General features: G+C 74.4%; 17 protein-coding genes. 10 read left to right on the forward strand and 7 right to left on the reverse strand.

Annotation, left to right across the window (positions count from 1 at the left end):
• Positions 1-59 precede the first annotated feature (59 nt).
• Both AB0L89_RS16545 and AB0L89_RS16550 read right to left on the reverse strand, forming a co-directional pair.
• Complete coding sequence (locus AB0L89_RS16545) at positions 60-539, reverse strand: SRPBCC family protein (RefSeq protein ID WP_365140915.1); 480 nt, start codon at positions 537-539, stop codon at positions 60-62.
• 97 nt (positions 540-636) lie between these two features.
• A complete protein-coding gene (locus AB0L89_RS16550) occupies positions 637-1,566 on the reverse strand; it encodes a DeoR/GlpR family DNA-binding transcription regulator (RefSeq protein WP_365140918.1) in 930 nt (309 codons plus the stop codon).
• Between the two features lie 307 nt (positions 1,567-1,873).
• Between AB0L89_RS16550 and AB0L89_RS16555 the strand changes: the two genes are divergently transcribed.
• Entirely contained in the window at positions 1,874-4,138 is a 2,265-nt protein-coding gene (locus AB0L89_RS16555) for a hypothetical protein (protein ID WP_365141089.1), read from the forward strand.
• On the opposite strand, the gene AB0L89_RS16560 is transcribed toward AB0L89_RS16555, so the two are convergent.
• From AB0L89_RS16560 to AB0L89_RS16570, 3 genes are all read right to left on the reverse strand, one after another.
• Positions 4,098-6,521 (reverse strand): right-handed parallel beta-helix repeat-containing protein, encoded by a 2,424-nt coding sequence (locus AB0L89_RS16560; protein ID WP_365140921.1) that lies wholly within the window; start codon positions 6,519-6,521, stop codon positions 4,098-4,100. The two genes, AB0L89_RS16555 and AB0L89_RS16560, sit on opposite strands and share 41 nt — an antisense overlap.
• Before the next feature lie 164 nt (positions 6,522-6,685).
• On the reverse strand, positions 6,686-7,291 hold the full coding sequence (locus tag AB0L89_RS16565; RefSeq protein ID WP_365140923.1) for a hypothetical protein: 606 nt from the start codon (positions 7,289-7,291) through the stop codon (positions 6,686-6,688).
• A 323-nt stretch (positions 7,292-7,614) separates the two neighbouring features.
• Entirely contained in the window at positions 7,615-8,043 is a 429-nt protein-coding gene (locus tag AB0L89_RS16570) for a DUF6643 family protein (protein ID WP_365140926.1), read from the reverse strand.
• A 271-nt stretch (positions 8,044-8,314) separates the two neighbouring features.
• On the opposite strand from AB0L89_RS16570, the gene AB0L89_RS16575 reads away from it, so the two are divergent.
• Complete coding sequence (locus AB0L89_RS16575; protein ID WP_365140929.1) at positions 8,315-9,613, forward strand: TerD family protein; 1,299 nt, start codon at positions 8,315-8,317, stop codon at positions 9,611-9,613.
• Positions 9,614-9,617: 4 nt separating this feature from the next.
• On the opposite strand, the gene AB0L89_RS16580 is transcribed toward AB0L89_RS16575, so the two are convergent.
• Complete coding sequence (locus AB0L89_RS16580) at positions 9,618-10,805, reverse strand: glycosyltransferase (protein WP_365140932.1); 1,188 nt, start codon at positions 10,803-10,805, stop codon at positions 9,618-9,620.
• A gap of 58 nt (positions 10,806-10,863) precedes the next feature.
• Between AB0L89_RS16580 and AB0L89_RS16585 the strand changes: the two genes are divergently transcribed.
• Positions 10,864-11,652: an aspartate/glutamate racemase family protein gene (locus AB0L89_RS16585; RefSeq protein ID WP_365140935.1), complete on the forward strand. Its 789-nt coding sequence runs from the start codon at positions 10,864-10,866 to the stop codon at positions 11,650-11,652.
• A 111-nt stretch (positions 11,653-11,763) separates the two neighbouring features.
• Entirely contained in the window at positions 11,764-12,312 is a 549-nt protein-coding gene (locus AB0L89_RS16590; protein WP_365140937.1) for a hypothetical protein, read from the forward strand.
• A 70-nt stretch (positions 12,313-12,382) separates the two neighbouring features.
• On the opposite strand, the gene AB0L89_RS16595 is transcribed toward AB0L89_RS16590, so the two are convergent.
• Positions 12,383-13,441 (reverse strand): O-antigen ligase family protein, encoded by a 1,059-nt coding sequence (locus tag AB0L89_RS16595; RefSeq protein ID WP_365140939.1) that lies wholly within the window; start codon positions 13,439-13,441, stop codon positions 12,383-12,385.
• Positions 13,442-13,659: 218 nt separating this feature from the next.
• On the opposite strand from AB0L89_RS16595, the gene lnt reads away from it, so the two are divergent.
• The 6 genes from lnt (at position 13,660) to AB0L89_RS16625 (ending at position 20,177) form a co-directional block, all read left to right on the forward strand.
• Entirely contained in the window at positions 13,660-15,273 is a 1,614-nt protein-coding gene (gene lnt, locus AB0L89_RS16600; protein ID WP_365140942.1) for an apolipoprotein N-acyltransferase, read from the forward strand.
• A 48-nt stretch (positions 15,274-15,321) separates the two neighbouring features.
• Positions 15,322-15,804, forward strand: a complete 483-nt coding sequence (locus tag AB0L89_RS16605; protein WP_365140945.1) for an NUDIX domain-containing protein — start codon at positions 15,322-15,324, stop codon at positions 15,802-15,804.
• Positions 15,801-16,511 carry a hypothetical protein gene (locus AB0L89_RS16610; protein ID WP_365140948.1) on the forward strand — a complete coding sequence of 237 codons (711 nt, stop codon included), beginning with the start codon at positions 15,801-15,803 and terminating at the stop codon, positions 16,509-16,511. Before AB0L89_RS16605 ends, AB0L89_RS16610 begins: the two co-directional genes overlap by 4 nt.
• Complete coding sequence (locus AB0L89_RS16615; protein ID WP_365140951.1) at positions 16,508-17,155, forward strand: hypothetical protein; 648 nt, start codon at positions 16,508-16,510, stop codon at positions 17,153-17,155. The genes AB0L89_RS16610 and AB0L89_RS16615 overlap by 4 nt, the downstream gene beginning before the upstream one ends.
• Before the next feature lie 40 nt (positions 17,156-17,195).
• Positions 17,196-18,365, forward strand: a complete 1,170-nt coding sequence (locus AB0L89_RS16620) for a methyltransferase (protein WP_365140954.1) — start codon at positions 17,196-17,198, stop codon at positions 18,363-18,365.
• A 96-nt stretch (positions 18,366-18,461) separates the two neighbouring features.
• Positions 18,462-20,177, forward strand: coding sequence for a GAF domain-containing protein (locus tag AB0L89_RS16625; RefSeq protein ID WP_365140956.1), 1,716 nt, complete (start codon positions 18,462-18,464; stop codon positions 20,175-20,177).
• The last annotated feature ends 50 nt before the right edge of the window (positions 20,178-20,227 follow it).

A 20,227-nucleotide genomic window follows, 5' to 3' on the forward strand; every position in this document is an offset into this window, starting at 1 on the left:
GGGGAGCGGCCCGGGTGGCCGGAGCGGCCCCCTCAGGCCTTGGCCGGGAGCGGCCCCCCTCAGGCCTGCGCCGTCGCGAGCCGCTTGTCCAGGGCCGTGACGGCGTCGCGGAACGCCCGGCCGAGCTCTGGGCGGCCGACCCTGAGGGCGCCGCGGAAGAGCGCGGGACCGTCCGCGGCGAAGGTCCACTGGACGCGTGTGCCGGTGCCGGCCGGGGTGAGCCGCCACTCCTCGACGAGAGCGCGCGGTCCGGGTGCGTTCGTCACGTCGACGCGGTAGGCGTACCGCGCGGGTGCCTCGTCGGCCAGGATCGACTCCTGGAAACGGGTGCCGCCCTTGAGGCGGACTTCGCGGCCCTTGCCGCCGTCGGTCGGCCGGCACAGGGTGACGGCGGTGAACCACTGCGGCCAGCCCACGACGTCGTCGGCGAGCGCGCGGTGGACCGCCTCCGGCGGCGCGCTCACCTCGCGCGCGAAGACCAGACGCAGCGGAGCGGACTCGACGAAGTCGAGCCCCACGGGACTCAGTCGGCGTGCCATCGAACTCTGCCCCCCAGCGGAACGGGACGGTTGACGTGGACGGCCGCGGTCCTCGGCCGTCGCCGGACCGGGCACCGACACCTTAGCTGGCGGACCGTCAGATGTCTGTGGCGGCCTCGGAGTTCGCGACGGGACCGGAGTCCCTGGCCCCCTCGGGGCGCGCCGTGCCCGCGGCGCCGTCGACGCCCGCCGCACCGTCGGCGTCCCCTGCCGTCGGCCGCTCGCCCGTCACCACGAGCCGGTTGAGGTGCTCGGAGATCTCCGCGCGCGCCTCCGCGGGCAGCCCCGCGTCGGTCACCAGCGTGTCGACCTGCGCGAGCGTGGCGAACGAACTCAGGCCCACCGTCCCCCACTTGGTGTGGTCCGCGACCACCACCACGCGCCGCGCCGACTGCACCAGACGCCGGTTCGTCTCCGCCTCGGCCAGGTTCGGCGTCGAGAGGCCCGCCTCCAGCGATATGCCGTGCACACCGAGGAAGAGCACGTCGAAGTGGAGCGCCCCGATCGCCTGGTCGGCGACCGGGCCCACCAGCGAGTCGGAGGGCGTGCGCACGCCACCGGTCAGGACGACCGTCGCCGCGCCCTGCCGCTGCCCTGAGGTGCGCTGCGCGGAGTGGAAGACGTCCGCCACCCGCACCGAGTTCGTCACCACCGTCAGATCCGGTACGTCCAGGAGATGGTGCGCCAGCGCGTAGGTCGTCGTGCCGCCGGACAGCGCGATCGCCGTGCCCGGCGACACCAGGGTCGCCGCGGTCCGCGCGATGTCCTCCTTGGCGCTCAGCTCCAGGCCCGACTTGGCCTCGAACCCCGGCTCGTGCGTGCTCGCCTCGACCACCGGCACCGCGCCGCCGTGCACCTTCTCCAGCACGCCCTGCCGGGCCAGCGCGTCGAGGTCGCGACGGACCGTCATGTCCGACACACCGAGCTTGCGGGTCAGTTCGTTGACACGGACGCCGCCCCGGCGGCGCACCTCGTCGAGGATCAGGGCACGGCGCTGCTCGGCGAGGAGGTTCTGATTGTCGCTCACGCCCGGTCCGGCCCTTCTGCCTCGTCACACCCCGCGCGCCCGCCCGGCGCGCTGCCTCATCCTCGCATGTGCCGCCGCCCGTCGTGCCACCGCCCACGAGCCGGACGCACCGCCGCACATCCGGTGAACCGTGCCACCCGGAAAGGGGAGATTGCGTGACGAGGGGTGCGCACGGGGCCGCGACCCGAGATCCTTGTCCTCTCACAACGCGCAGCTCGGGGGAAGCGGAACAGTGGAGCGTGCCACACAGGACGAGACCGCCCTGGAACTCCTGGTCCACGGAGTCGGGGGAACCACACCGGAGAAGATGCTGGACGATCCGCGCACCGTGCGGGTCTCCGGCGACGAGACGGCGGCCGTCTTCCGCCGCACCGAGGACGCCGACGCCGAGCGGCGCCCCGACGACTACCGCGGCAAACCGGTCCCCGAGGCCTACGTCTGGTGCAACCTCACCTCGGGCAACGGCTCCCGTGCCCTGTGGCTCCTGCTGCTGCCCTTCATGGTGGTCAACCTCGCCCACTGGATGCGGCCCACCTCGCGCCACCGCAAACGCCTCGTCCGCACGTACGGCCTCCTCGTGCGCCTGGTCGGCCTCACCCTGACCGTGCTGCTCGTCGCCGCCGCCTGCGAGGTGGCCCTCGACCTCACGGCCTGGCAGTGCGCGGGCACCCCCGCCTGCGCCGCCGACCGCGCCTGGCTCGGCTTCCTGGCGACCGACGCGTCCGGAGAGGGCGGCTGGTGGTCCCAGCCCGGCCGCCGCCTCGCCCTCGCCGCCGCCGTGCCCGCCGCGCTCACCGGCCTGCTCTGGTACCTCTCCCACCGCACCTGGAGCGCGTACGAGTCCCAGCAGCCGCTGCCCCACCAGCCCGACCCGGAGGAGGAGACGAGCCGCACCGCGCTCGGCAGGCCCGGCTTCTGGTACGGCCGGCGCCTGGTGGCCCGGCTGCGCGCCGCCCACACGGCCGCGGGGCTGCTCACCGTCGCCGCGGCGGTCGGCACCTCGGCCGCGCGGCACGACCGGCGCCCCTCCGGGCCCGCCCTGCTGGACGTGCTCGGCTGGGCCCTGGACGCGACGCTCGTCCTGGGCGGCGCCGTGGTCGTCTGGGTGGTGTGCCGCAGGGGGCGCAGCGAGAACAGGCTCGACCGCAGGCTGGACCGGACGCTGGTGCGCCTGCTCCCGCTGGGCGCGCTCGTCGTGCTCGTGCTCACCCTGCTGTACGCGGGCTGGTCACGCCCCGAGTGGCGCTCCGAGGGCAGGCTGCCGGGCGACGCCACGTTCGGCGGCATCGCGCTCGTCCAGGGCCTGCTGGTCGTCGGCCTCGCGGTGGTCGCCCACCTCCTGCACCGCACCTCGCCCGACGCCCGCACCGCCATCCGCGGCTTCGGCGGCCCCGCCGTCGCCATGCTGTCCTGCGCGCTCGGCGGAGTGATGTCCGGCGGGGGCGCCCAGCGCGTCGCCGACTGGCTGGACGGCACCCAGGGCTCGATCGACGGGCCGCCCGTGCTGCTCACCTGGCAGGCATCCGTGATCCCGCCGCTCCTGGTGGTCGTCGCGGTGCTCTGCGCCTGGTTCGGGGTGCAGACGGTGCGCCGCAAGCGCCGCGAGATGACACGGATCCCGCTGGACTACCCCGACGAGCCCACGGACTCCACACGCACCCGCCGCATCGCCGGCACCCGCGCGCGTGCCGCCCTGACCGACCGCGCGCCCCTGCTCGTCGGCATCATCTCCGCTGTGACGCTGCTGCTCGGCGCCGCGGCCCTCACCGGCGCGTGGCTGACGGGCCGGACGCCGGAGCAGACCGCCCAGGGCACCCCCGACGTCGTGGAAGGCGCCGCGGAGACCGCGCAGGCGCTCGGCTCCTGGCTGATCGGCTTCGGCTTCATACTGTTCGTCACCTGGGGCCGCCGCGCCTACAAGGACCCCTCGGCCCGCCGCACCATCGGCATCCTCTGGGACGTCGGCACGTTCTGGCCGCGCGCCGCCCACCCCTTCGCCCCGCCCTGCTACGCCGAGCGCGCGGTGCCCGACCTGACCTGGCGCATGGCCGCCTGGACGCGCGCGACACAGGCCACCGGCGGCCGCCTCGTCCTCTCCGGCCACTCGCAGGGCAGCGTCCTCGCGGCGGCCGCCGCCTGGCAGCTGCGCCCCTCGGTCCGCAGGCGCGTCGCCCTGCTCACCTACGGCTCGCCCCTGGAACGTCTCTACGGCCGCTGGTTCCCCGCGCACTTCGGCCCGGCGGCCCTGATGTCCCTGCACCGCGAGGTCGACTGCTGGCGCAATCTGTACCGCGTCACCGACCCGATCGGCGGCCCCATCCAGCTGCCCGGCGACTGCGGCCCGCAGGTCGACCGCCCCGCCCTCAAGGACCCCCTCGCCTACGGGCGTACGGAGGAGCACCCGCTGCCCGCCCCGATCCTCGGGCACAGCGACTACCAGGCCGACCCGGCCTTCGCCGAGGAGCGCGCACGGCTCCTCGCCCGTCTGAAGCCGGGCGTGCCCTCCCCGCGCCCCTCGGCGGCGGAGCCGGTCACACCAGGTCCGGCAGATCCTCCGGATACAGCAGCGTGAGGTCGTCCGTGCTCGGCTCGCCGAACTGGGCGACCCGGCCCGCGTGCCGCTCCACCATCGCCTCGAACGTCTGGCGCGCGGTGCGGCCGTTGCCGAACGCGGGCCCCTTGGGCAGGACCGTGAAGTACTTCAGGAGCGCCTCGGAGGTGCCCGTGCCGAGGCGGTACTCGTGCTCGTCGGCCTGCTGCTCCACGATGTGCAGCAGCTCCTCCGGCACGTAGTCGCTGAAGGTGATGGTCCGTGAGAAGCGGGACGCCACACCGGGGTTGACGGACAGGAAGCGCTGCATCTCCGCGGTGTAGCCCGCGACGATCACCACGACGGCCTCGCGGTGGTCCTCCATCAGCTTCACGAGCGTGTCGATGGCCTCACGGCCGAAGTCGCGCCCGGAGTCCTCGGGCGAGAGGGCGTACGCCTCGTCGATGAACAGCACACCGCCGCGCGCCCGGTCGAAGGCCTCCTGGGTGCGGATCGCCGTCGAGCCGATGTGCTCGCCGACCAGGTCGACGCGGGACACCTCGACGAGGTGGCCGCTCTCCAGGACGCCGAGGGAGGCGAGGATCTCGCCGTAGAGCCGGGCGACGGTCGTCTTGCCGGTGCCGGGGGAGCCGGTGAAGACCAGGTGGCGACGGACGGAGGCGGCCTTGAGGCCGGCCTGCTGCCTGCGGCGGCCCACCTCGATCATGTCGGTGAGGGCCCGCACCTCGCGCTTGACGCTGTCGAGGCCGACCAGGGCGTCGAGTTCGCCGAGTACCTCCTGGGAGGCGCGGGCGGACTTCTCGGCCGCGGGCGCCGGGGCGGGCGCGGAGGGCTGCTGGGCAGGCTGGGCGGGCACGGCGCCGAGCAGCCCGACGGTCTGCGTGGCCGTCTGCGGGGCGGGCGTCTCCTGCGGCGCGGGCGAGGGCGTGCGCAGGCCGCCGCTCTCGTCGCTCGCGCAGTCCTCGACGAGCGGCCCCTCCTCCGCGAACTCGAAGCCGCCGCGCGCGCACCGCTCGGTACGGCACTTCTTGAGCGTCGTACGACAGCCGTCGATGACGTGGAAGCCGTAACCGCCGCTGCCGGTGACCCGGCAGCCGTGGAAGCTGCCGCGGCCGCCCGCGGAGACGTAGAAACCGGCCTCGGCGGGCGAAGTGACCGTGCAGCGCTCGATGGTGGGGTCCGCGCCCTTGGTGACGATCACGCCCGTCTGCACGGTGTCGACCGTGCAGCTCGCCAGGGTGCCGCCGCTGCCGTGGTCGCGGAACCACGCGCCCGTGGCGACCTCGCGGATGCGGCAGTCGTCGAGCTGGGCGGTCGCGCCGTCGCTCACCGACACCGCGGTGTTGCGCACCTGCGAGAGATCGCTGTCGACGACGTCGACGCGCGAGCCCCGGTCCAGGACGAACAGCGCGTCCGGCACGTCGTGCACCCGGCACGACTCCAGGACGGCGGTCGCGCCGTCGCTGACCCAGACCGCCGGGTAGTCGCCCGTGCTGTCGTGGATCTCGCACTGGTTGGCGTCCACGCGCGTGCCCGGGTCCCACACCGACAGGCCGTTGCGCCCGAACCGGCTGACCGTGGAGCGGGTCAGCGTGAGCACGGAGCGCGAGCGCAGGTCGATCGCGTTCTCCGGGATGTCGTGGATCCGGCAGTCGGCGAGCGTGAGCACGGCGTCCGTGTCGAGCGTGACGCCGTCGGAGGTGGTGCGGTGCACGTCGCAGTCGGTCAGATGCGCCGCGGCCCGCCCGGTGACCTGCACGCCCGAGCCCTTGACCTCGTACACCTCGCAGCCGATGGCCTCGAGGCCGGTGTGCTCACCGGCCACCGCGAGCCCGGCGCCCGAGGCGTGGTGGACCCGGCAGCGCTCCAGGCGGGGGTGCGCGCCGCCGCGCACCGCGACGCCGGACTGGCCCGCCGCGACGATCTCGCATTCCTCGTAGACACCGCCGCCGCCGTCGAGGACCGCGATGCCGATGCCGCCAGGGTTGTCGACGGTGCAGCGGCGGACGGTCGGGCGCGCGCCGCCGCGCACCTCGATGCCGGCCGCCGACCGCGTCACGACACGGATGTCGGCGAGCTCGGGGGCACCGTCCTCGACGAGCAGCGCGGGCGCGGAGGAGTCCTGGCCCTCGATGTGCAGGTCCTGTACGACGGCGGAGGCGCGGACGGTGAGCGGCACACCGTCGGACGGCGCGATGCGCACGGAGCCGGGGGAACCCTCGGGCCCGCGCAGCGTCACCGCGCGCTGGACGACGAGGTTCTCGCGGTAGGTCCCCGCGGCGACGGTCAGTATGTCTCCGTCGCCCGCGGCCTCCAAGGCGGCGGCGAGCGATGCGTATTCGCCGGTGCGGCGCCGCCACCGCGACGTGCCGGTGTGCGTCACCTGGACCGTGCCCTGTGCCATGGAGTTGCTCTGCCCCCACCTCGTCGTACGCGGGATCTTGCGTCGATGTGCCGTGTCGATGCGCAAGGAGCCGAAGAGTTCGGCCGGACCACCGTAGCGCGCGCGGGCTCGGGGAGTTGACCCGATGGCCAGGCTCCCACCTGCGGGGCCGGACGGCGGACCGGTCAGGAACCGGTGCCGGCCTTGCCCCAGTCGGGTCCCACCCGGTCCCAGGCCTGGTCCAGCCGGGCGTGCCGCCCCCGCACGATGCGCCACAGGAGGAGCCTGCGGGTGCCCTCGATGAGCCCGGCACCCGCCGCGGCCGCGCCGAATCCGGCCAGGACCGCGTGGGTCGTCGCGGTGGCGCCGTCCAGCGGGCGGCCCACGAGCCGGCCCCGCTCGTCGGTCCAGAGCCTGAAGTGGTCGCCGGGGTCGGGGGACTTGAGGTCGGACATGACGACACCGGAGTGCTCGCTGCCGTCGGGCGCCGTCCAGCGCGCGTGTACGCGGGTGTGGGCGTCGCGCGCCGAGGAGGTCTCGGGGTCGGGGTCGACGGGAGGCGAGGCGACCTGGCGCACGACGGTGCCCGTGACCGCGTGGCGCTCCTGCCGCTGCTGGCGGACCGAGTCGAGGAGGGCGTCCCGGGACAGGCTCGCGGTGAGCGCGCCGAGGACGGGGACGGCCACGAGGATCAACACCAGGGCGGCCAGGGCAAGCCAGGCCTCGGCGAGGTCGGTCCCGCGGCGCAGTGGATTGTGCCGCCACCGCCACAGCCCGACGATTGCTCGCACTGCCCTGCACCCCCTTCCGCGTCCGTCTTAACCGGGAACGGACCGGCCCACGAGCGGGTGGCGAGAAGAGAGAGCGAAATCACCCTTCGCGTCCACGAGCCTCAACGTCCGTTACCCGCCAACGAGTTCCCCGGTCGGGCACGGATCATTCGAGGACGGCGGAGGCATCACCGATGTGAATGATTCCGCGGGGCGTGGGCGCCGGGGCGGCAGGGGCGTGCGCCGGGCGCGGACATACGAAGACGCCGCCGGGCGGCGGGCCGGCGGCGACGCGGCGCCGTGCGCGCGGGCGGCCGTCGGACCCCGGGCCGCCCGCCGCCGGATCAGTACCCGCGGTACTGGCGGTTGTACGGATCCTCGTACGTCGCCGGAGCGGGGCGCGGGGTGGCCGGGCGCATCGCCTCGTACCCCGTGCCGGGGGCCGGCCGCTGGGGCTGGGCGCCCGGGTAGCCGCGCGGGCCCGCGGTCTGCTGGGGGATGTACGGCGCGGGGGCCTGCTGCAGCGGTGCGGGCTGCGGGGCCTGGTAGCCGTACGCCGGGTTGGGGTGGGACGGGGCGGCCGGCAGCGCGGGCAGGGCCGACGGCAGCGCGGGCAGATGGCTGTGGCTGCCCGTGTCGTACGCGGAGGGAACCCGAATCGGGGCGATCTGGGGCGTGCCCCGCTCGGCGACGAGCGAGTCGTAGATCGGAGTGTCCGGGAAGGACGGCGCGGAGTAGTAACCGCCGCCATAGGTGGAGCGGGGGGAGGTCATGCTCCATAAGTTAAGCCCTTGATGTGCTGGTTGGGGAGACCGATAAGAGGGTTGTTTTGCGCGTCGGCAGTGACTGCGGATCCCCAATCCGAGCGAACGTGGGAAAATCGGTCGCCGGACGGTGTTCGGATCGTGTAAAGGCCGCGTTCCTGGCGGGTTACCCGGGGTTGACCGTGGGGCCCGTGGGGCACGCCCGTGGGCCTCTTCGCGGTCCGGGTAATAGGTTGGCCGTGAACGGAAACGGCGGCCCTGCCGGACGCGGCGACTTGCGATGGGGGCGGACATGACAATGTCTAAAGGATCGAATGTTCCCGTACCCGCACCTGCGGTACGGGTCGAATTGGGATGGGGTTCGGGGGCCGGGGTGCCGGACGCCGACGCGTCCGCACTGTTGTTGGGATCTTCCGGAAAGGTCCGCTCGGACGCGGACTTCGTCTTTTACAACCAGCCGGCGCACTCCTCCGGAGCGGTACGGCACGAGGGCAAGCAGAGCGCCGGCGCCGGTGTCACCGATGTGCTGACCGTCGACCTCGCGCGCGTGGAGCCCGACATCGAGACCGTGGTGCTCGCGGCGTCGGCCGACGGCGGCACCTTCGGACAGGTGCCCGGTCTGTACGTCCGCGTGCTCGACGCGGCGAGCGGCGCCGAACTGGCGCGCTACGACAGCGCGGACGCGACCGTGGAGACCGCCTTCGTGCTCGGCGAGCTCTACCGCCGCCAGGGCGCGTGGAAGTTCCGGGCCGTCGGCCAGGGCTACGGCAGCGGCCTCGAAGGCCTCGCGACGGACTACGGCATCTCGGTCGACGAGCCGCAGCAGGCGGCGCCCTCGGCGGCCCCGCCCGCGCCCGTCGCCGCCCCCGCGCCGCCCGCCCCCATGGCTCCCGCGCCCGCCGCGCCGCCGCCCCCGCCTGCCGCCACCCCCGCCGCGCCCGTACGGCTCACCAAGGTCACCTTGACCAAGGACGCGCCGTCCGTCTCCCTGACGAAGCAGGGCGGCACATCCGGCGGCATGCGCGTGAACCTCAACTGGGAGGTGCGCAAGCAGTTCAAGGGCTGGGGCGCCAAGCTCGGCCGGGCCGTCGCCATGCACGCCGACCTCGACCTCGACCTCTGCGCGCTCTACGAACTCTCCGACGGCCGCAAGGGCGTCGTCCAGGCGCTCGGCAACGCCTTCGGCGCGCTGAACCAGCCGCCGTACATCCTGCTCGACGGCGACGACCGCACCGGCGCCGTGGCCACCGGCGAGAACCTCACCGTCAACCTCGACCACATCAAGGACTTCCGGCGCATCGTCATCTTCGTGACGATCTACGAAGGCGCGCGCAGCTTCGCCGACCTCAACGCCACGGTCACCCTCCAGCCGCAGCACGGCGCCCCGGTGGACTTCTCGCTCGACGAGTGCACGGTCCCCTCGACCGTGTGCGCGCTCGCCCTGATCACCAACAACGGCGGCGACCTCGTCGTCCAGCGCGAGGCCCGCTATCTCGTGCCGGAACGCGGTGTGAGCCCGCAGCGCACCATCGACTACGCCTACGGCTGGGGCATGAACTGGACGCCCGGCAGGAAGTGACGGTTCAGCGCCGCTCGGGCGCGGGCTCGGCGGCGGTGTCGGGACGGGCGTACGTACGCCCCTTCCACGCCGCGCCGCGCCCGCGGTAGTGCTGGACGGCCGAGTCGACCGTCATCAGCAGGTACAGGAACGCGGTGCCCGGCAGCAGCGGGGCGAGCCACGGCGGCTGGCGGTAGTGGCGGAGCATCGGCAGATACGTCGCCGTCATCACCAGCCACGCGAGCCCGCCGGCCGCCGTCGCCGCCACGTCGCCCGTCACCACGCCCACGACCAGCGCCACCGGGGGAGCGAGGTACACCAGCGCGAGTCCGGCGACCGTGCCGACGAGCAGCAGCGGGTTGTGCCGCAGTTGCGCGTACGCGCTGCGCGAGACCATCCGCCACAGGTCGGCGAGGCGCGGATAGGGCCGTACGCTGTCGACGCGCTCGGCGAGACCCAGCCAGATGTGGCCCCCGGCGCGCTTCACCGCCCGCGCGAGCGCCACGTCGTCGATCACCGCGTGCCGGATGGCGTCGGGAATCCGCGCCCGCTCGGCGGCCTCTGCGCGCAGCAGGACACAGCCGCCCGCCGCGGCGGCCGTGCGGCCGTTCCTCCGGGCGATCCAGCGGAAGGGATAGAGCTGCGCGAAGAAGTAGACGAACGCCGGGACCACCAGGCGCTCCCACACGCTCTCCACCCGCAGCCGGGCCATCTGGGAGACGAGGTCGAAGCCCCCGGCGTCCGCGGCCGCCACCAACCGCCGCAGGCTGTCCGGCTCATGCGCGATGTCCGCGTCGGTCAGGAGCAGGAACTCGGGTTCACGCGCGCGTGCCCGCGCGACGCCGTGCCGCACCGCCCAGAGCTTGCCCGTCCACCCCGGGGGCGGCTCGCCGGGGGAGCCGACCGTCAGCGGCAGGCCGCCGTGCTCCTCGGCCAGGGCGCGGGCCAGGTCGCCCGTGCCGTCCGAACTGCCGTCGTCGACAAGGAAGATCTCGGCCCGCCCCGGATAGTCCTGCGCGAGCAGCGAGGGAAGGCTGTGGGGCAGCACCTCCGCCTCGTCGCGCGCGGGGACGACGACACAGACCGAAGGCCACGCGTCGGGCTCCCGGCGCGGTGGCAGGCGTACGTCCGTACGCCAGAAGAAGCCCTGTCCCAGCAGAAGCCACAGCCACGCGGCAAGCGATCCGGTGGCGATCCACGCTACGGCGCTCATCCGCCGAAGTCTGCCCCACGGGAGAGTGCCTGTGGGGCCCATCGACTATGGTGACCGGGTGAAGATCGCGCTCATGGACTCCGGCATCGGACTGCTCGCCGCGGCGGCCGCGGTACGCCGCCTGCGACCCGACGCCGATCTCGTGCTCTCCTCCGACCCGGACGGCATGCCGTGGGGGCCGCGCACCACGCAGGACCTCACCGAGCGGGCCGTCGCCGTCGCCGAGGCCGCCGCGGCCCACCGTCCCGACGCGCTGATCGTGGCGTGCAACACCGCGTCCGTGCACGCGCTGCCCACGCTGCGGGCCCGACTCGAACCCGGCATCCCGGTCATCGGCACGGTGCCCGCCATCAAGCCCGCCGCCGCGGGCGGCGGACCCGTGGCGATCTGGGCCACCCCCGCCACCACCGGAAGCCCCTACCAGCGGTCCCTCATCGAGGAGTTCGCGAACGGCGTCGCCGTCACCGAGGTGCCCTGCCCGGGGCTCGCCGACGCCGTGCAGTACGCGGACGAGAAGGCCATCGACGAGACGATCGCCGCCGCCGCGGCCCTCACCCCGCCCGATGTAAGGGCCGTCGTCCTGGGCTGCACCCATTACGAGCTGGTCGCCGAGCGCATCCGCGCCGCCCTCCAGCAGCCGGAGCTGCCGCCCCTCGTCCTGCACGGCTCGGCCGGTGCGGTGGCGGCCCAGGCGCTGCGCAGGACCGGCACGCGCCCCGGCGCGGACGCCGCGGCCGTCGCCCCCGGCCTCACCGTCCTGCTCAGCGGGCGCCAGGAGGAGCTGCCGCGGGCGGCCCTCACGTACGCCGAGGGGCGCATGCTCGCGGCGGTCAGCCCGGCGCTCTGAGCCACCGGCGCGCATCCCCCGCGGGGGATGCGCGGGCCGTCGTTGCCCGGACAGGTGGTGACGCTCCGCGACGCGGTGCCCTCGCAGCGGAATCTGAGTAGTCTCGAAGGCATGACGGACCAAGCCCCCGAGGAGCGGGCCGCGAACGACGGCGTGCCCGACGTCTGGACCGGCCGCGCGACCAACCGCGTGCAGTGGCTGCTGGCGTGCGCCGGTGCCGCCTGCATGGCGCTCGGCATCGAGCTCGCGGTGGACTCCATGTGGACCTCGGGCATCGCGCCCCTGGCCATGTCGGTCGTGGGGTGCATCGCCGTCGGCCTCCTGATGCTCTTCGGGACGCTCGCCTTCGTCCATGTGGCCGTGAAGGTCGACAAGGACTCCCTGGAGGTGCGCTGCGGCCATCTGGGGCTGCCGCGCCGCCACATTCCGCTCTCCCACGTTGTCGGCGCGGACTTCGCGCCCGCCGTCACTCCCCGTCAGTGGGGCGGCTGGGGCTATCGCTGGCGGCCCGAGAAGGGCACCGCCGTCGTGGTCCGGCGCGGCGAGGGCCTGGTGCTGCGCCTGGGCGACGGCCACGTCTTCACGGTGACGGTGGACGACGCCGAGTCGGCGGTCCGCGCGATCCGGCACCGGCTGGGCCTTTCGGGCAACACGGTCTGACGGGCACGGGCACGGGCCGACGGGTCTCGGCCCCGGATGCCGTCACGGTGTGTGCGGCGCACGTCCGGCCTCACCACTGCCCGTGCCGTACCCCACCCCCCGGCGGACCGTCGCCGAGCGGCCGGGCCGTCGCGATCCCCGCCAGGATTCCCACCCCCGTCGTCACCGTCGTCACGCTGAGCGCGTTGCCCACCGCCGCCACGGCCGTCAGCGCCGTCAGGGCCGCGCCCGCCGACAGGACGACCTGAGTGGAGCGCGGCGAGCGCCAGAGCGCGAACAGCAGCCAGCAGAACACCGCGGCCAGCAGCACCGCCCCCACGAGGCCCTGCTCCGAGACCTGCTGCAACGGCGCCGAGTGGGGCTTGCCGTCCGACAGGAAGTCCGCGGCGACCACCGGGCTGACCTCCGCGAACCGCCCCGGGCCCACGCCCAGCGCGGGCTCCTGCCCGGCGAGGCCCAGCGCGTCCCGCCACAGCAGTACGCGCTGCCGGCCCAGCTGGCCCTCCAGGGGCGCCGTCAGACCGTCCGGCAGGGCGTCGTCGGCGATCGCCAGGGACACCCCGGTCACCAGCACGGCCGTGGCCGCGAGCCCCGCGAGGCCCGGCACCCTGCCGCGCATCCGGGCCACCGCGAGGGAGCAGAGCAGCACCAGGGCGCACCCCGCGAAGCCCGCCGCCGACCCGAGCGCCGCGGCGGCCGCCGCGATCCCCGCGGCGAGCAGGCGCAGGGCGAGACGGGCCGCCGGGGTCCGGGCCGCCCAGGCCGCGCAGCAGGCCGCGCCCGTCGCCAGGATCAGCAGCGCCGCCGTGGCGCCGGTGTGGCCCAGCGCGGAGGCGGGTCCGGGCGCCAGACGTGGTGCCGCCGCGGCGAGGCCGAGCCCCGCGAGGGCGCCGGTGCACGGGGCGGCGACCGGGAGCAGCGCCCCGCAGATCCGTCCGCCCGCGTAGCCGGCGGCCAGGGCGAGGACCGCGAGGAGAGCGCCCTCGGGGTGTCCGCCGTGCACCGCGGCGGTGATCAGTGCCCACAGGGCGCACGCGCCAAGGAGTGCGCCGCCGGTCGCGTCGGCCGCACTGCGTCGCTCGTGCGCTCCCGCCGGACCGGCCGCCGCGGCCGTACCCGTTGACCCCACCCGTCGCCCCCCGATACATGACGGGCCCCGGACGGCACCGGCCGGTTCCTTGTGGTGGAACCGGTCGTGCGTCGGGGACTCGGGCACACGCTAACCGCTGGCACCGTGCTGGGGGACCCGTTGTGCAGGAACGATACGGCGCAGGCCCTCGCGCCGGGCCCCGGGCGCCCGGCCGACCACGCTGTCGGTGGCCTGAAGACGCGCCGTACACTCCCCGAGTGACCGCCACCACCACTCCCGTGGACGAGCCGGAACAGCTCGATCCGCAGCCCGCGCAGGCCTCCCGGGCCACGCGCGTGCTGCGCCGGCTCGTGCCCGCCGCCGCGGCGGCCCTCTTCGGAGTGCTGCTCTACGTCAGCTTCCCGCCCCGCACCCTCTGGTGGCTCGCGCTGCCCGCGTTCGCGGGACTCGCCTGGTGTCTGCACGGCCGCACCTGGAAGGCCGGGCTCGGCCTCGGCTACCTGTTCGGCCTCGGTTTCCTGCTGCCGCTCCTCGTGTGGACCGGCGTCGAGGTCGGCCCCGGCCCCTGGCTGGCGCTGGCCGCCGTCGAGGCGCTCTTCGTCGCGCTGGTGGGCGCGGGCATCGCGGCCGTCTCGAGACTGCCCGGATTCCCCCTGTGGGCGGCGGCCCTGTGGGTCGCGGGCGAGGCGGCACGCGCGCGCGTGCCGTTCAACGGATTCCCCTGGGGCAAGGTCGCCTTCGGCCAGGCGGACGGCGTGTTCCTGCCGCTCGCCGCGCTCGGCGGCACCCCTGTGCTCGGCTTCGCGGTCGTGCTGTGCGGCTTCGGGCTCTACGAGGCCGTCCGGCAGATCCGCGCCGCCCGGGTGACGGGGACGGTGCGCCGGGGGGCCGCGGCCGTCGCGGTGCTCGCCGTCGTCGCACCCCTGACCGCCGCCTTCGCGGCGCGCCCGCTCGTCAGCGACGCGGCGGAGGACGGCACCACGACGGTCGCCGCGATCCAGGGCAACGTCCCGCGCGCGGGACTCGGCTTCAACGCGCAGCGCCGCGCCGTCCTCGACCACCACGTGCGCGAGACCAAGCGCCTGGCCGCCGAGGTGAAGGCCGGCAAGGTCGAGCGGCCCGACCTGGTCCTGTGGCCGGAGAACTCCTCCGACATCGACCCGTTCACCAACCCCGACGCCCGCCAGGAGATCGAGGAGGCGGTCAAGGCCATCGGCGTACCCGTCTCGGTCGGTGGCGTCGTCGAGAAGAGGAACGGCAAGCTCTACAACGAGCAGATCCTCTGGGACCCGAAGAAGGGACCCACGGACACCTACGACAAGCGGCAGATCCAGCCGTTCGGCGAGTACATCCCGTTGCGGGGCTTCATCGGGATGCTCAGCAGCGACATCGAGAAGGTCCGCCAGGACTTCAGCCGCGGCAGCGAGCCCGGCGTCTTCACCATGGCGGGCACCAAGGTGGGCATCGCGACCTGCTACGAGGCCGCCTTCGACTGGGCGGTGCGCGACACCGTCACCAACGGCGCGCAGATCCTCTCGGTGCCCAGCAACAACGCCACCTTCGACCGCAGCGAGATGACGTACCAGCAGCTCGCGATGTCCCGGATCCGCGCCGTCGAGCACAGCCGCGCCGTCGCCGTCCCGGTCACCAGCGGGGTCAGTGCCGTGATCATGCCGGACGGCGAGGTGGTCGCGAAGACCACGTGGTTCACCGCCGACTCGCTCGTCGAGGAGGTGCCGCTGCGCTCGTCACGGACGCCCGCCACCCGCCTCGGCGTCCTGCCCGAGGGCATCCTGGTGCTGATCGCCGCCGGCGGACTCGGCTGGGCCGTGACGTCGGCCACGCGGGCGCGGCGGACGGCCGGGCAGTAACACCCCACCTGGACAAGGGCGATGACCCGGCACCGTTAGGGTCGGGTCATGGCTACTCCTGATTTCATCCGCGCGATCCGGGCCGACGCCGGCCAGCAGCTGCTCTGGCTCCCGGGAGTCACCGCCGTCGTCTTCGACGACGAGAGCAGGGTGCTCCTCGGGCGCCGCTCCGACAACGGCAGGTGGTCGGTGATCGGGGGAATCCCGGACCCGGGGGAGCAGCCCGCCGAGTGCGCGGTGCGCGAGGTGTACGAGGAGACGGCGGTGCGCTGCGTCGTCGAACGCGTGGTCCTGGTGCAGGCGCTCGAACCGGTCACGTACCCCAACGGTGATACGTGCCAGTACATGGACGTCACCCTGCGGTGCCGCGCCGTCGGCGGCGAGGCGCGCGTCAACGACGACGAGTCGCTGGAGGTCGCCTGGTTCGCCGTGGACGCCCTGCCCGATCTGCACGAGTTCTCGAAGTCCCGGATCAAGCAGGCGCTCGCGGACGGACCCACCTGGTTCGAGCCGGCCGAGGCCGGCAGATGACGCACCGGGTCCACGCACAGACCCTGCGTGGGCTCGCCTGCGCCCTGATGGCCTGGCAGGTCTGGCTGGTGTGGCACACCAGCACCTACGACGCGTCGACGGTGCGGTGGAGCTGCTACGGCGACGACGGCTGCGGCACCGAACAGTTCGCGGGCCTGGCGCCGTTCGTCGGCATCCCCTCCACGGTGCTGCTCGGCTTCCTGTGCGCGCGCTACCTCCAGCGCGCGACGGCCGGCGCGGTGGTCATGCTCAGCGCCGTGGCCGCCGCCGTCGGCTGGTACGACGCCGTCGCCGCGGGCCGCGTCGGCCAGGGCACCGTCACCGACTTCCATCTGGTCGTGCCGATCCAGGGCCTGTCCGTGGCGGACTGGCTGATCGTCCTGTGGGCCGTGGCGGGCGCCGGATTCCTCGCCGCGTGCTGGGGCGCCGCGGTCAGCGTCCGCCGCACCGCCGTGCTGCGCAGGATCTCCCGGCGGTACGCCACCGCCGAGGCCACCCTGGAGGGATGGCGGGCGGTCGGCCGCTCCCGCGGCGAAGTCGTCGTCGCCTTCCAGGACATCAGGGGCGTACGGCACCGGGTGCCGGCCGTGGTCGAGCGCATCGCCCTGGACCGCCCCGTCCTCGCCGTGTACGACGCGGCCCGCCCCGGCGACCCCGACCGCACCCGGGTCGCCGTTCCCCGGAAGAGACTGCTTCGCCTCTCATGACCACCTCGACACGTCCGCCGCGCCGGCTCGTCCGCCGGTTCCTCGCGCCGCCCGTCCTCCTGGGCGCGGTGGTCGTGGCCGCCGCGCTCGCCACGCTGGCGCAGGGCATCCTCGGCGGCACCACGTGGGTCCTGTTCGTCGGCCTCACCGGCACCGCCCTCGTCCTCGCCGTCCTGGGCGATTTCGCCGACACCGGGCACGGCCCCGGCACGGCGTCCGGCCTGCGCTCCGGCGGGCCGCGCGCCCACGCGCCCGCCGTCGTCCACTCGGTGCGCGCCGTGCACAAGCGGAGCGGGGCCGCCGTCGCGGACGGCCGGGCACAGAGCAGCGTCTTCGCCTTCGACCTCACCGTCGTGCCCGAGGACGCCCCCGCCTACCGCGTCGTGGTGCGCCACCCCCTGGACGTACAGGGACTGCTGCACAGGAACAGGGCCGTCGTCGAGTACGACCCGGAACAGCCCTGGCGGGTCGTCGTCCCGAACGATCCGCCGCGAGTGTGGCTCGCCCGCGCGCAGCGGCTCGACGACACGGCGGCGCACACCGCCGAGGGGCCCGCGCGCGGGCTGCCGGCCGGCGCCCACGTGCTTGTGACGGGCGTCGTGCTCGCGGCGCTCCTGACGGCCGCGGTGCGGCTCGTGGGCTGAGCCCCGCGCCCCGCCCGCTCTCCGTTAGCCTGAGGGCACGATGAACCGTTTGAGCACGTCATGGGGTGCGTACGACCTCACCCGCTTCCCGGAGGACCCCCGCGACCAGCTGCGCGCCTGGTCGGCGGCCGACGCCTATCTGCTGCGGCACCTGGCGGGGGAGGAAGAGGCGGACGCCGTCGACCTCTCCGGCACCGTGGCCGTCGTCGGCGACCGGTGGGGCGCGCTGACCACCTCGCTCGCCGGGCACGCGCGCGTGCCGGTGCAGATCACCGACTCCTTCCTCGGGCAGCAGGCGACCCGGGCCAACCTCGCGCGCGCGGGCCACGCGCCGGACGCGGCACGGCTCCTGACGACCCGGGACGCTCCGCCCGCGCGCGTCGACGTCCTGCTGATCCGCGTACCTAAGAGCCTCGCGCTCCTGGAGGACCAGCTCCACCGCGTCGCGCCCGCCCTGCACGAGGGCACGGTCGTCGTCGGCACCGGCATGGTCACCGAGATCCACACCTCCACGCTGGAGCTCTTCGAGCGGATCATCGGCCCGACCAGGACCTCGCTGGCCCGGCAGAAGGCACGGCTCGTCCACTGCACCCCGGACCCGGCGCGCGCGGCCGGACCGAGCCCCTGGCCCGGCAGTTACGTCCTGCCCGCCGACTCCGGGGCCGGTGCGGGCCTGACCGTCGTCAACCACGCGGGCATCTTCTGCGCCGACCGCCTCGACATCGGCACCCGCTTCTTCCTCAAACACCTGCCGCGCGCCCGCGACGGCGCCCACGTCGTCGACCTGGGCTGCGGCAACGGCGTGCTCGGCACCGCCGCCTCCGTCGCCGACCCCGACGCCACGGTCACCTTCATCGACGAGTCGTTCCAGGCCGTCGCCTCCGCCGAGGCCACCTTCCGCGCCAACGCCGCCGACGGCGCCAAGGCGCACTTCGTGGCCGGTGACGCGCTCGCGGCCGTGCCGCCGGGGACGGTGGACCTCGTCCTGAACAACCCGCCCTTCCACAGCCACCAGGCCACCACCGGCGCGACCGCGTGGCGGATGTTCTCCGGCGCCAGATCGGCCCTGCGCCCCGGCGGCGAGCTGTGGGTCGTCGGCAACCGCCACCTCGGCTACCACGTGAAGCTCCGCAAGCTCTTCGGCAACTCCCAGGTCGTCGCCGCCGACCCGAAGTTCGTGGTGCTGCGGGCGGTGAAGGTCGGCCGCTGAGCCCGCCTGCGCGAAGGCCGGTCCGGGCGCCGCGCCGCGCGGCTACCGTGGAGCGCACGGGAACGCCGCGGTCGGCTCTCCGGGCGGAGGTTCTGCATGAGCGAGGACGGAACCGGGAGCGCGGGGCAACTGCCCAAGCTGCGCCTCGACGAACTGCTCGACGAGCTCCAGGTGCGCATCGCCGCGGTCCGCGGCACCAGGGACCGGCTGCACGGGCTGCTCGAAGCCGTGCTCTCGGTGGGCCGGGAACTGGACCTCCCCCAGGTACTGCGGCGCATCGTCGAGGCCGCGGTGGTGCTCGTCGACGCCGAGTACGGCGCGCTCGGGGTGATCGGGCAGGGGCAGCGCCTCGACGAGTTCCTGCCGGTCGGCATCAGCGACGAACTCCGGGCGCGGATCGGCGACCTGCCCTCAGGGCACGGTCTGCTGGGCGAGCTGATCCGGCACCCGGAGCCGCTGCGCCTCGCGGACCTGTCCACCCACCCGGCCTCGTCCGGGTTCCCCGCCCACCACCCTCCGATGCACTCCTTCCTCGGGGTGCCGATCAGGGTGCGCGACGAGGTCTTCGGGAACCTGTACATGACGGAGAAGCGGGGCGGGGGCACCTTCGACTCCGAGGACGAGTCGGTGCTGTCGACCCTCGCCGTGGCCGCCGGGGTCGCCGTCGAGAACGCCAGGCTCTTCGAAGAGGTCCGGTTGCGCGAGCGCTGGCTGGCGGCGAGTGCCGAGGTCACCAGTGGTCTGCTGTCGGGGGTCCCCGAATCGCAGGTCCTGGACGTGATGGTGGCGCGGGCCCGCGAGATCACCTCCGCCGACCTCGGCGTGGTGGACCTCCTCGCCGAGGGCGGCAAGGAGCTGCGCGGGGCGCTGGCCCAGGGGCAGGGCGCCGAGAAGCACCAGGGGGTCGTGCTGCCCAGGGACGGCACGTTCGTGGGGGCGGCCCTGCGCGCGGGGAGGCTGGTGTCCACGGCGGACGTGCGCAAGGACCCGCGGGTGACGTACGTGCCCGAGCGCTGGGCGGGCCTCGGGCCCGCCGTCGCCGTGCCCTTGGGCACCAGCGGCGGGCTGCGCGGCGTGCTGCTCCTGGCGCGCAAGGAGGGCCGGGTGCCGTTCAGCGCGGTGGAGACGGCGCCGTTGCCCGGCTTCGCCGCGCAGGCGGCGGTCGCGCTCGAACTCGCGGACCGCCGACGGGACGCCGAGCAGATGACCGTGCTGGAGGACCGCGACCGCATCGCCCGTGACCTGCACGACCTGGCGATACAGCGGCTGTTCGCGACGGGCATGACGCTGCAGAGCGCCCAGCGGTTCGTCACGCACCCGCAGGCCGCCGAGCGGCTGGGCCGGGCCGTCGACGACCTCGACAGCACCATCAAGATCATTCGGTCGACCATCTTCGGCCTGCGCGCCCACGAGGCGATGCCCGCCGGGCCCGGCCTGCGGGTGCGGGCGGTGCGGTCCGTGGAGGACGCGGTGCCGGTGCTCGGCTTCACGCCCGCCCTGCGCATGGAGGGGCTGATCGACGTCGATGTGCCGGCCGCCGTCGCCGACGACGTGGTGGCCGTCCTCGGCGAGGGCCTGGCGAACGTGGGGCGGCACGCGCGTGCGTCGTCGGTGGAGGTCGCCCTGGTCGTCCGGAAGGGCCGGCTGACGGTGTCCGTGGCGGACGACGGGATCGGCATCGGCATCGACGAAGGGCGGCGCAGCGGGCTGCGGAACCTCGCGGAGCGGGCCGAGCGCCTGGGCGGCGAACTCCTCGTACGGACACGGGAGGAGGGCGGCACGCTTCTGGAGTGGAAGGTGCCGCTTTCCTGAGGGGCGCTTCCTGAGGTGCGTCTCCTGAGGTGCGTCTCCTGAGGTGTGCT

It is taken from the genome of Streptomyces sp. NPDC052114 (assembly GCF_040680155.1).
Taxonomy (GTDB): domain Bacteria; phylum Actinomycetota; class Actinomycetes; order Streptomycetales; family Streptomycetaceae; genus Streptomyces.